This is a genomic window from Rugamonas sp. FW305-51 (assembly GCF_058786935.1).
This window is the reverse complement of sequence record NZ_JBYSZG010000031.1, coordinates 1-11,667: the sequence shown is the minus strand read 5'-3', so window position 1 is coordinate 11,667 and position 11,667 is coordinate 1. Positions and strand designations below refer to the sequence as shown.

Here is an 11,667-nt window from a genome sequence, read left to right as displayed (position 1 = left end):
TCGGCGCGTGCCGTACCGTCCCGGTTTTCATAGGGCGGAGCCCGGTTGAACCACGTCCATGGCCTGAAAATTGGCAATATGAAACATTTCCTATAAGAATTGAAATAGTGTCGCACGATTAAAAATGTCAAATCAACCATGCTAGGATCAAACAGCAGTATGTGATCAATCTGCGGGACGACAGTGTCCCGCACTACAAGGAGGAAATATGACCAAATTCAAATCGGCGCTCGCCGTCATGGCGCTGACCGGTGCGGCTCTGGCGGGCGGCACCGCCAGCGCAGCGGACGCCAGCCAGCCTGCTCAAACGCTTTCCCTGGGCGCGGGGGCCAACGTCTTCGGTCACGTGTTTGACCTGGGCAACGGCGGCAATACGTTCAGCGACCGCTACAATTTCACCACCACCGGCGACGGCAATCTGGTGGCGCACGTCTCGGCCATCAGCCCGCAAACGGACGGCATCAAGATCACGGGCTTTTCCCTGTTCAATTCCGGCGGATTGTCGCTGGGTGGCACCCAGGTGCTCGATGGCAATGTCGACCTGTGGAAGCTCGTCAGCAGCCATCTGGTGCCGGACAGCTACTATTTGCTGGTGACGGGCCAAATCCTGTCGCCGGCAGCGACCAGCTACAGCGGCACCGTGATTACCTCGGCTGTACCGGAACCGGCCACCTACGGCATGCTGCTGGCCGGCGCCATCCTGGTCGCCTATCGTAGCCGCCGCCGTAACGACGCGGCTTGATATTGTTTTGAATAGACGGAGGGCCAGCACCTCCGCCTGGCCCGCCCGGTGCATCGCGCCGGCGGGCCTGGTAGCCGACGACCCTAAGTCCGACTGGCTACCGGGCGCCGACGGCCCCGTCGGCGCTATACGCGGCCTTGCCGCACGCTATACAATCTGTTGTTGCCGCAACTTGCCGGCCATCCCCGGAGGCCGCCATTCCATGACGCTAGACCAATTACGGATTTTCATCGCCGTCGCCGAGCGTGAACACCTGACGCAGGCCGCCGGCGCGCTGGCGCTCACGCCATCGGCCGTCAGCGCCGCCATCCGCGCGCTGGAAGACCGCTACGGCACGCCGCTGTTCAACCGGGTGGGGCGCCGCATCGAATTGAGCGAAGCGGGCCGCATCTTCCTGGCCGAGGCGCAGGCCACGCTGGCCATGGCCCGCAGCGCCGAGCTGACGCTGGCCGAACTGGGCGGCCTGAAACGGGGCGCGCTGCGCATCCACGCCAGCCAGACCATCGCCAGCTACTGGCTGCCGGCGCTGCTGGTGCAGTTCCGCCAGCGCTATCCGCAGATCGAGCTCAGTCTCACCATCGGCAATACGCAAAGCGTGGCGCGGGCCGTGGTCGAGGGCGGGGCCGACCTGGGTTTCGTGGAAGGAGAGATCGACGAGCCGGAACTGTCGGTGCAGGTGGTGGCGGAGGATCGCATCGCGGTACTGGTGGCGCCCGGCCATCGCTGGGACGGCCAAATCAGTGTAACGGGCGAAGAACTGCTGGCCGGGCGCTGGGTGCTGCGCGAGCAGGGCTCGGGCACCCGCTCGGCGTTTGAAGGCATGCTGACCGCGCTGGGCATGGATTGCGCGCGGCTCGATGTCGCCTTGACGCTGCCGTCGAACGAGGCGGTCTGCACGGCGGCCATGGTCGGCGGCTTTGCCACCGTCGTGTCGGAACTGGTGGCGGCGGCCTATCTGCAGGCCGGCCTGTTGCGCAAGGTGGACTTCGCGTTGCCGGCTCGCGCCTTCTGCCTGCTGCGGCACCAGGCCCGCTACAAGAACAAGGCGTCGCTGGCGCTGGAAGCGCTGATCGCCTGAACCGGATTTGCCTGATCGCGTCAGGCGATGCGCAGCAACTGAATCAGGGTGGCGCTGAATACACCCAGCACCACCAGCGACAGCACGACCACACCGGTGACGCGGCCGCCGGCCCGCAGCACGGCGCGGGCATCCACGCCCAGGCCTAGCGCCGCCATCGACATCACGGTCAGATAGCCGGCGCTTTCGTGGGCCACCTCCAGCAGCGGCTGCGGCAGCACGTCGGCCGAGCGCAAGCCCATCATCACGAGAAAGCCGGCGATAAACCAGGGCACCATCTGCGACAGGGGCGGCCGGCGGCCCGCATCGTCGCGGCCCAGCAGGGACAGCGCCAGCACCACGGGGCCCAGCATCAGCACGCGCACCAGCTTGACCAGCGTGCCGATCTGGACGCTCGTCTGCGAGACAGTGGCGGTGGCCGCCAGCACCTGCGGCACCGCATACACGGTCATGCCCGCGAACACGCCGTACTGCACGTCCGACAGGTGCAGCAGGGGCACCAGCAAGGGCAGGGCCAGCACCACCAGCACGCCCAGCACGGCCGTGAAAGCGATCGACGCCGCCACATCCTTGCCATCCGCATTGATGACGGGCGCCACGGCGGCAATGGCTGAATTGCCGCAGATGGAATTGCCGCAGGCGATCAGCAGCGCCATCTTGCCGGGCAGCCCGCTGGCGCGGCCGATGCCGTAGCTGCCGGTGATGGTGACGGCCACCACGACGGCGATCCCCACGATCATCGAGGCGCCGTGGGCGAGGACGGCGCTGGCGCTGACGGAGGCGCCCAGCAGCACCACGGCTACTTCCAGCAAGGTCTTGGCGCTGAACTTGACGCCGCCCTGGTAGCGGGGCGCCAGGCCGCGCGCCGTGCACAGGATGGTGCCGAGGATGATGGCCAGCACCAGGCTTTCCAGCCAGGCGCGGCCGAACAGGCGCACCTCGAGCACCTCCAGGCCGTGGGCGGCGGCGGTGACGGCGCCGCACAGGAGCAAGCCGGGCAGCAGGCTTTTTGCGTTTGTTATTACCTTTTTCATCATCGCATTGCTCCGTTATTACATTATTCGTATGCACGGATTATCGACGGCAGGTAATGTTGTGTCTATTTGTAAGTTATTGATGAATCATTCGATTTGTTCGAACGATTTGAGAAGGCTTCGCCGCTGCGGTGCGTGGCGGACCTGGCTTGGCTGCTGCTCTGGGTTTGGATGGGCGTGGCGCCCGCAGGGCCAGCCCTTATGCCGGGCCGAAGGCGTAGAAGTCTTGTATGGCAGCCGCCACGGCTTGCGGCGCTTCCAGCGGGATCATGTGGCCCGTATCGTGCAGCATGGCCAGGCGGCTGCCGGGGCAGCGCGCGTGCATCTGGCGCAGGTCGCCGGCGTCCACCTTGCGATCGTCCGTGGAGCCGATCAGCAGCACCGGGCAGCGCAGTTCCGCCAGCCGGTCCAGCAGGTCGGCGCGTTCCATCGCGGCGGCAAATTGCGCCAGCAGGACATCCTTGCCCAGTTCCAGCGCCATCTGCCGGATCACGCCGACCACTGCCTGGTTCTCCATGTTGGACGGATGGACGAAGTCGCGCAGCTGCGCCGCCGACATGCCGGCGTAGGCATGGCTGGCCAACACTTTCATGGTGCGCTGGCGGCGTTCGATTTCATCGGCCTCCAGGCCCTTGGCCGAGGCGGCGATCAACACCAGCGAGCTGACGCGCTCCGGATGAGCCAGCGCGTGTTCCAGCGCCAGGTAGGCGCCCATCGAAAACGCCACCAGGTTGGCCGACGGCGCGCTGTGCGCCGCAATCACCTGCCGCATGGCGGCCCGGTCGCGGACCTGGTGCAGCGGCACGAACCGGCAGTCGGCGCCAGCGTCCAGCAGCGGCGTCAGCCCGGACCACATGCGCTCGTCGCACATGGTGCCGGGGATGAAGTCGAGCCGGATCACGGCGTGTTATACCGCCATGGGCGCCGTGATGGGCGCATGGTGCTGGTAGCCTTCCAGCGCGAAGTCGGACGGTTCGATCAGTTCCAGCCATTCGGGCTGGTACTTGCCCGTCTGCGCGTAGGCCGGCACGCGGTCGGAGATCACCAGCCGGGGCGCGGGGAAGGGCGCACGGGTGAGCTGTTCCTTGACCATGTCCAGGTGGTTTTCGTAGATGTGCGCGTCGCCCACGAAGTAGGTGAACCAGCGCGGCGTGTAGCCCGTCAGGCGGCCCACCAGGTGCAGCAGGGCGGCGCCTTCGGCCAGGTTGAACGGCGTGCCCAGGCCGATGTCGTTGCTGCGCACGTACAGGCACAGCGAAATCTCGCGCGTGGCCGCGTTGGGAATGAACTGGTACAGCAGGTGGCAGGCCGGCAGCGCCACGGCGTCCAGGTCGGCCGGATTCCAGCCGTGGAACAGGATGCGGCGGCTGCCCGGGTTGTTGACGATGGTGTCCAGGCATTCACGCAGCTGGTCGATGGCCTTGTACAGCAGGACCTTGGGCACGCCCTCGTCCTGCAGCGGCGCCACCAGGCGGAAGCCGTTGCGCTGCGCGTCCTCGATCTGGGCCGTCTGGTCGGCGGCGATCAGCTTGTAGCCGGGCCAGCCGCGCCACTGCACGCCGTACACGGGGCCGAGGTCGTCCTCGCCCAGGCGATAGGGATTGTCCAGCCACTGCTGGTTTTCGTTGGCGTTCTGGTCCCACACTTTGCAGCCCAGGGCGCGGAAGTCGGCGGCGCTGCGCGAGGCGCGCAGGAAGGCGCACAGTTCACCGACCACGGATTTGAAGGCCAGCTTCTTGGTCGTCACGGCGGGGAAACCGTCGTTCAGCAGGTCGAAACGCATCATGGCGCCCGGCACGCTGAGCGTGCGGATGCCGGTGCGGTTGTCCTGCCAGCTGCCGGTGTCGAGTACCGTCTTGATCAGATCCTGGTATTGCTGCATTCAATTCTCCAACATGAGGCGAGGGCCGTGGGCCCGGAAAGGCGGTTATTGTAGCAGGCCGGATTCAGGGCGGAGCTCAGCGGGACGGGCCCCGTCCGCCGGCCTTGGCCTTGCGCGCGCCGCCGGCCGTTGCTTTGGCGGCGCTGCGCGCAACCGACTTGGCACCCCGGCCGCCCGCCACAATCACGGCGCCGCGCGGCACCGATGCACCTGGAGCGGGGCCCTTGGCGCCGCCTGCGCTGCCTGCGCCGCGCGTGCCTGGCGCGGCCGGTTTGCCCGCCGGCGTGGCGCGCTTGGCTGGTGCGCCCGCTTGCGGCGCGCGCCCCCCAGCGGGCGCGGTGCTGGATGGTCGCTGTCCGCCGCCGGCAGCCAGCGCCGCCTTGCCGCCCGGAGGGCCGGTAAAGGGGCGCTTCTTCCTGGCCGGGGCGTCCGTCTTGGTGGTGGACGCCGCGCCGCCCGTGGCGGGCACGCGGTGGTCGGCCTCGAAGCCCGGTTCTTCCTCGCGCCGTATCACCTGGCCAGTCAGGGTTTCGATGGCGGCCAGCAGGTCGACTTCATCGGCGCAGACAATGGACACGGCTTCGCCCGAGGCGCCGGCGCGACCGGTGCGACCGATGCGGTGGATATAGTCTTCCGGCACCGTCGGCAGGTCGAAGTTCACTACCTGCGGCAGCGCTTCGATATCGAGTCCGCGCGCGGCCACGTCGGTCGCCACCAGCACCTGCACCTGCGCTGTCTTGAAACGGTCCAGCGCCCGCAGGCGGGCCGGTTGCGGCTTGTCGCCGTGGATGGAGTCGGCTGCGATGCCTTCCTGCAGCAGCGTCTGGACCAGCTGTTCTACGCCCTTGCGGGTCTTGACGAACACCAGTACCTGTCCCCAGCGGCGTTTCTTCATCAGGTGCAGGAACAGTTCCGGCTTGCGCTTCTTGTCGGTCGGGATCAGCCACTGGGTGACGGTCTTGGTGGCCGTGTTGCGCGGGCTGACCTGGATCGACAGGGGATCGTTGAGCAAGCCCTTGGCCATGGCGCGGATCGCATCCGAGAAGGTGGCCGAGAACAGCAAGGTCTGGCGCTTCTTCGGCATGGCCATGAACAGCAGGTCCAGATCGTGGGAGAAGCCCAGGTCCAGCATGCGGTCCGCTTCGTCCAGCACCAGCGTTTGCAGGGAGTCGAAGGTGACGGCCTGCTGGCCCAGCAGGTCCAGCAGGCGGCCCGGCGTGGCCACCAGCACGTCCAGGCCCTTGCGCAGCTTGTTTATCTGCGGCTCGATCGGCACCCCGCCATAGGCCACGAAGGAGCGCAGCGGCAGGTTGCGGCCATAGGTACGGAAGCTGTCGTAGACCTGTTCGGCCAGTTCGCGCGTAGGCACCAGCACCAGGCAGCGCACGGACAGGGGCGCCACCACGCCTTCCATGGTCAGGCGGTGCAGGATGGGCAGGGCGAAGCCGGCCGTCTTGCCGGTGCCGGTCTGGGCGGCGGCCATCAGGTCGCGCCCGGCCAGCACGGCCGGTATGGCCTGCTTCTGGACCGGGGTGGGCTCGCGGTAGGCCAGCGTTTCGAGCGTGCGCAGCAGGGGATCGATCAGGCCGAGGGAATGGAAAGTCATGGTGTGCTTAATAAGAGGCAGGAAAGGCGGAAGGCGGGAAGGGCGGCGCAGCCGCCAGGGCCGGCCGCCCGCTTAATTCGTGACGGGGTTGGCGAGAGCGGCGGCCCACAGGGCCAGGATGTCGCGCACGCGCTCGTCGGGCAGCGACAGCAGGTTGTCGCCCACATAGAGTTCGACCACACTGTGCTCCGGCAGCGCGCCATGGTTGGCGCGGTTGAACAGCCAGACGCCGTGTTGGGCGGCGATCTCGTCGCGGATCTCCGTGGCGCGCTCGCGGCTCACGGGCAGGTGCAGATGCAGCATGCTCGCTTGCGGACGGGCCGGATTGACCATCATCCGCGGGTGCGCGCGCAGCGCTTCGTACAGCCACTGCGTGCGGCGGAAGTAGTCCGGCATGGCGGCCAGGCGGGCATCGAACTGCATGGCCGCCGCCACCACGTAGGGCGAGCGGTGCACGATATTGCCGCCCTGGCGGCGATACCATTCGGCGGCCTTGGCCACGAAGGCATGGCTGCCGGCCAGCATGGCGCCACCGAGGCCGCCTATGCCCTTGTACAGCGAGACGTAGACGCTGTCGAAACCGGCGGCGATGTCGGCCACGGGCCTGCCGTAGGCCGCAGCGGTTTCCCACAGCCGGGCGCCGTCCATGTGCAAATGGATGTTCGCCGCGGCGCAGTGGCGCTTGATGGCCTCCAGTTCGTCCCAGTCCGGGCACTGGCCGCCGATCTCGCGCGCCGGCAGCTCCAGCGCAGCCGCGCCCAGGCGGTCCGGGATGGCCTGCAGTTCGTCCAGCGTCCAGGGCCGGTACTGGTCGCCGATCTGCAGTACCTGGAAATGGTCGAACAGCTGGTGGTTGCCCCGCTCATGGCGCAGGATGTGGGCCGTCGGATGCAAGGCCACCAGCCGGCTGCCCCGTTCCCCGCAAGCGAGGCGCAGCGCCGTGGCCTGGGCCATGGTGCCGGTGATGCAGAACACGGCCGCTTCCTTGCCCAGCAGGGCCGCCACCTTCGCCTCGAACTGCTGCAGCAGGGCGCCGTCGCCGTAGGTGTCGTGCGCCACGCCGTTGGCCTCGCACCATGCCGCCATGGCCGCGAAAGTCTCGGCCGGCGTCGGCTGCCGGTGGCCCGGCAGGACGGTATGGCATTGCTGGCGCAGTTCGGCGTCGGTCAAGGCAGTCTCCGGTCAGTGGACGACGTGGACGTTGTGGAATTGCAGGGCAGCCAGGTTGGCGTACACGCCGCCCAGCGCTACCAGCGAAGCGTGGGTGCCGGTTTCGACGATCTTGCCGTCTTCCATGACGATGATGCGGTCGGCGCGCTGCACGGTGGCCAGGCGGTGGGCGATGATGACGGTGGTGCGGCCCACCATGGCCGCTTCCAGCGCCGACTGCACCAGGCGTTCCGATTCCGCGTCCAGTGCGCTGGTCGCTTCGTCCAGCAGCAGCAGCGGCGGGTTTTTCAGCAGTGCGCGGGCGATGGCGATGCGTTGGCGCTGGCCGCCGGACAGGCGCACGCCGCGCTCGCCCAGGAAGGACTGGTAGCCCTGCGGCAGGCGCTCGATGAATTCGTGGGCGGCGGCCAGCTTGGCGGCCTGGATCACTTCGGCGTCGGTGGCGCCGGCGCGGCCGTAGCGGATGTTTTCCATCGCGTCGGCCGAGAAGATCACCGTATCCTGGGGCACGATGCCGATGGCGTCGCGCAGCGTGTGCAGGTCGAGGCGGGTGATGTCCACGCCATCGAGCTTGATGCTGCCGTGCTGCGGGTCGTAGAAGCGCAGGAACAGCTGGAACAGGGTGGTCTTGCCGGCGCCGGACGGGCCGACCACGGCCACCGTTTCACCGGGCTGGATGTCGAGCGACAGGTGTTCCAGCGCCTGGGTGTCGGGGCGCGACGGATAGTTGAACGAGACGTCCTGCAGGGCCAGCGACGCGCCGTTGGCCGCGCGCGGCGGCAGCGCCAGCGGCTGGGCCGGCGATTCGATGCGCGACTTGACCGACATCAGTTCCAGCAGCCGCTCGGTGGCGCCGGCGGCGCGCTGGGCTTCGCCCATCACTTCCGACAGGGCGCCGATGGCGCCGGCCACGATGGAGGCGTACAGGATGAACTGACCCAGGTCGCCGCCCGTCATAGTGCCCTCGATCACGGCGTGCGCGCCCAGCCACAGCACGAACACGATGGTGCCGAACACCAGCACGATGGCGATCATGGTCAGCAGGGCGCGGGCGCGGATGCGGCGCATGGCCGTCAGGAAGGCGTTTTCGACGGACGCGCCGAAACGGTCCGATTCCACCTTCTCGTGGGTGAAGGCCTGCACGGTGGGCATGGCGTTGAGGATCTCGCCGGCCATGGCCGACGCGTCGGCGATGCGGTCCTGCGAATCGCGCGACAGCTTGCGCACGCGGCGCCCGAACATCACGATCGGCAGCACCGTCAGCACCAGCAGGCCGATGATGATGGACGACAGCTTGACGCTGGTGACGAACAGCATCACCAGGCCGCCCAGGAACAGCAGCACGTTACGCAGCGCCATCGAGATGCTGGTGCCGACCACGGCCTGGATCAGCGTGGTGTCGGTGGTGATGCGCGACAGCACTTCGCCGGTCTGCGTGGTTTCGAAAAATTCGGGGCTTTGCGTGACCACATGCTTGTACACGGCGCTGCGGATGTCGGCCGTGACGCGCTCGCCCAGCCAGGACACGGTGTAGAAGCGGGCCGCCGTCGCCAGTGCCAGCACGGTGGCCACCGCGAACAGGGCCAGGAACACCAGGTCCACATGCTTGATGCTCTTGGTGCCGGCCGTGCCGCCGAAGCCCAGGTCGATCATCTGCTTGAACGCGGCCGGGATGGCCAGCGTGGAGGCGGCGGCCACCACCAGCGCGATACCGGCCAGCATGAACTGGCGGCGGTAGGGCACCAGGAACGGCATCAGGCCCTTGAAGGCGGCCAGGCTGCCTTTTTTCAGTTGGCGGGATTCGGTGGGAGCTGCGGCGGACGGTGTGCTGGCGGTGGTGCTATTGGTCATCGTGTTGGCAGTTTGAGTTGTCATCGTTTTCAAAGTTTCATGGGCCGTACATACCCGGTCAGTTCCAGGTAGGCGCGCCCAGCCGGTGCGCCGTCGCGGCTGACCGTGACGGCACCCTCCCAGTACACCGCGCCGGTCGAGCGCCGCGAGTCCAGCTCCTGGTCGTCCTGCAGCGGCACGATCTGCCATGCGGTGCGTCCGGTGGTAAGCAGGGTGGCGACGGGATACTCGGCATTGGTGCGGGGTGAACGCCACCGCCGCTGCGGGGTAAAACTGACCTGGTCCGGCGAATACTGCGTGATCTTACCGGATGCATCGCGCCATGTCGCGTGCGCCCATAGTTTACCACCTGTGGCGCTTCTGATCTGAAAAGCCATCAGGGCGCCGCCGTCGTCCAGGTTGGCGCCCACCCAGTCCCAGCCCGAGGCGGCCGGATCGAGCACCTGGGACGACCATTCGTGATCGAGCCAGCTGGCGCCGGACACGGCCTGCGCCTTGCCCTGGCGGGTGACGCTGCCGGTGGTGGCCAGCTGCGGCTCGCTGTAGTAATAGCTGGCCTGGGCCGGCTGCGGGCCTTTGCGCGAATAGCCGGCGTCGCCTTCCAACAACACTGGCTGGCGCGGCGCCAGGCGCAGCGCCAGGGCAAAGCCGGGCGTGTCGACGCTGATGCGGTAGCTGCCGTCGGCGTCGCGCACCATGCGCCAGGCGTCGAGCTTGACGTCGGTGTCGCCCACCCTGGCGTAGGCCAGGCCGAAGCCTTCGCGCGCGCTGCGCTGGTCGTGCAGCAGCTTGCCGTTGGCCGGGTCGGACAGGGCGGCGTGGCCGATGATCAGCTGCCTGGGCGCGAAGCGGCTGGGATTGGCGCGGTCGTGCGGGGTGGCGCTGCGGAAGAAGGTCACCTGATAGCCCAGCGGTTTGCCGTCCGCGCCCTGCAGCCAGCCGGTGACATACCACCACTCCGTCTTGTAGCCGGGATGGGCGCCGTAGCTGGCGGGGAAGGGCAGTGGCGCGGCCAGCGGCGTGACGGACGCGTATTGTGGCGGCGCGGCCAGGGCCGGCGTGGACGCCAGGGTCAGTGGCGCCGCCAGCGCGATCAACGCGGTCAAGGCGAGCAGGGGGCGTCGCGCGCCGGGCCACATAAGTACAGGCAGTTGGAGCATGGTTACCAGTCCTCCCGGACAGCGCGTATCGGTCCGCCGGACAGGGCCTGGCGCCCGGCCAGCAGCGCCGTCAGGGCGGCAGCGCCCAGCAGCAGGCCGGCCACGGCGCCCAGCAAGCCCCAGGGCAGGTGCAGCTGCATGGTCCAGTGGAACGATTGCGGGTTGATGACGAACACGAGGATCAGGCTGATGACCCAGCCCAGCACGAAGCCGGTGGCGATGCCCAGCCCTGTGAGCGAGCCGCCCTCGATGGCGAGGATGGCCAGCACCTGGCGCCGCGTCACGCCCACGTGGCGCAACATGCCGAACTCGCGCGAGCGCGCCAGCGTCTGGGCCGAGAACGTGGCGGCCACCCCGAACAGGCCGATCACGATGGCGATCGCCTCCAGCAGATAGGTGATGGCGAAGCTGCGGTCGAATACCTTCATGCTCATGGCGCGGATGTCGGACGGCGCGCCAAAGTCCAGCCGGGCGCCGAAAGGCAGGCGCTTGAGGCGCTCTATTATCTGGGCGGTGCTGGTGCCGGGTTGCAGCCACAGCGCCGAGTCGCTCACTTCCAGGTCACCCGTGATGGCGCGGTAGTCGGACAGGCGCATCTGGATCGAACCGGTGGGCCGCGCATAGTCGCGCCATACCCCGGCCACGAAGAAGGGATGCGGCTTGCCGGCCAGCGGCAGGGCGATGCGCTGGCCCGGCGCCATGCCGTACAGGTCGACCATCGCCTCGGAAACCCACACGGGCGCCATGCCGGCCGGGGCGGGCAGGGCCGGGCCGACCAGCGGCAACAGGCGGCCCGGGTCTGCCGCGTCGATAAAACGGGCGATCAGGGCCACGTTGGGCCGGTCTGGCGCCAGCGACAGCGCGCGGGCGCGCAGGAAATCGGCCTTCCGCACGCCCGGCAGTGCGGCCAGCGCGGCCTGTTCCGGCGGACGCAGGCCGGCCGTGACGCCGCCGCTGGCCGAGCGCACATACAAATCGGCCGGCAGCAGGTGCTGCAGCCAGTCGTCGAGCGAGACGCGGAAGCTGGCCACCATGATGGCCATGGCCACCATCAGGCTGAAGCTGGACAGCACGCCGCCCAGCGCGATGCCGGCCTGGCCGGAGGCGTTGGACAGGCGGGCCAGCGTCAGCGTCAGCACGGGCG

General features: G+C 68.1%; 10 protein-coding genes. 2 read left to right on the top strand and 8 right to left on the bottom strand.

The genetic code is table 11. The features are described from left to right. Positions 1–208 precede the first annotated feature (208 nt). Together AC3WOS_RS19530 and AC3WOS_RS19525 are read left to right on the top strand one after the other, a co-directional pair. Positions 209–742 carry an FxDxF family PEP-CTERM protein gene (locus AC3WOS_RS19530; protein WP_492717740.1) on the top strand — a complete coding sequence of 178 codons (534 nt, stop codon included), beginning with the start codon at positions 209–211 and terminating at the stop codon, positions 740–742. A 202-nt stretch (positions 743–944) separates the two neighbouring features. Further along, a complete protein-coding gene (locus AC3WOS_RS19525) occupies positions 945–1,820 on the top strand; it encodes a LysR family transcriptional regulator (protein WP_492717739.1) in 876 nt (291 codons plus the stop codon). A 20-nt stretch (positions 1,821–1,840) separates the two neighbouring features. Here the strand turns inward: AC3WOS_RS19525 and AC3WOS_RS19520 are convergent, their stop codons facing one another. The 8 genes from AC3WOS_RS19520 to AC3WOS_RS19485 form a co-directional block, all read right to left on the bottom strand. Then, entirely contained in the window at positions 1,841–2,857 is a 1,017-nt protein-coding gene (locus AC3WOS_RS19520; RefSeq protein WP_492717738.1) for a YeiH family protein, read from the bottom strand. 196 nt (positions 2,858–3,053) lie between these two features. Continuing rightward, positions 3,054–3,755, bottom strand: coding sequence for an alpha/beta fold hydrolase (locus AC3WOS_RS19515; RefSeq protein ID WP_492717736.1), 702 nt, complete (start codon positions 3,753–3,755; stop codon positions 3,054–3,056). A 6-nt stretch (positions 3,756–3,761) separates the two neighbouring features. Beyond that, positions 3,762–4,736 (bottom strand): thymidylate synthase, encoded by a 975-nt coding sequence (locus AC3WOS_RS19510; RefSeq protein WP_492717734.1) that lies wholly within the window; start codon positions 4,734–4,736, stop codon positions 3,762–3,764. 76 nt (positions 4,737–4,812) lie between these two features. Beyond that, entirely contained in the window at positions 4,813–6,342 is a 1,530-nt protein-coding gene (locus AC3WOS_RS19505) for a DEAD/DEAH box helicase (protein ID WP_492717733.1), read from the bottom strand. 72 nt (positions 6,343–6,414) lie between these two features. Further along, positions 6,415–7,512: a threonine aldolase family protein gene (locus AC3WOS_RS19500; protein ID WP_492717731.1), complete on the bottom strand. Its 1,098-nt coding sequence runs from the start codon at positions 7,510–7,512 to the stop codon at positions 6,415–6,417. Between the two features lie 12 nt (positions 7,513–7,524). Further along, positions 7,525–9,363 carry an ABC transporter transmembrane domain-containing protein gene (locus AC3WOS_RS19495; protein ID WP_492717828.1) on the bottom strand — a complete coding sequence of 613 codons (1,839 nt, stop codon included), beginning with the start codon at positions 9,361–9,363 and terminating at the stop codon, positions 7,525–7,527. Positions 9,364–9,392: 29 nt separating this feature from the next. Next, positions 9,393–10,523, bottom strand: a complete 1,131-nt coding sequence (locus AC3WOS_RS19490; protein ID WP_492717730.1) for a lipocalin-like domain-containing protein — start codon at positions 10,521–10,523, stop codon at positions 9,393–9,395. 2 nt (positions 10,524–10,525) lie between these two features. After that, positions 10,526–11,667, bottom strand: a 1,142-nt coding sequence (locus AC3WOS_RS19485) for an ABC transporter permease (protein ID WP_492717728.1), incomplete at its 5' end; no start/stop codon positions are given.

Bases quoted from the DNA above. Each gene is read 5' to 3' on its own strand.
- AC3WOS_RS19530 (WP_492717740.1), top strand. From the start codon at position 209: ATGACCAAATTCAAATCGGCGCTCGCCGTCATGGCGCTGACCGGTGCG.
- AC3WOS_RS19525 (WP_492717739.1), top strand. From the start codon at position 945: ATGACGCTAGACCAATTACGGATTTTCATCGCCGTCGCCGAGCGTGAA.
- AC3WOS_RS19520 (WP_492717738.1), bottom strand. From the start codon at position 2,857: ATGATGAAAAAGGTAATAACAAACGCAAAAAGCCTGCTGCCCGGCTTG.
- AC3WOS_RS19510 (WP_492717734.1), bottom strand. From the start codon at position 4,736: ATGCAGCAATACCAGGATCTGATCAAGACGGTACTCGACACCGGCAGC.
- AC3WOS_RS19505 (WP_492717733.1), bottom strand. From the start codon at position 6,342: ATGACTTTCCATTCCCTCGGCCTGATCGATCCCCTGCTGCGCACGCTC.
- AC3WOS_RS19495 (WP_492717828.1), bottom strand. From the start codon at position 9,363: ATGACCAATAGCACCACCGCCAGCACACCGTCCGCCGCAGCTCCCACC.
- AC3WOS_RS19490 (WP_492717730.1), bottom strand. From the start codon at position 10,523: ATGCTCCAACTGCCTGTACTTATGTGGCCCGGCGCGCGACGCCCCCTG.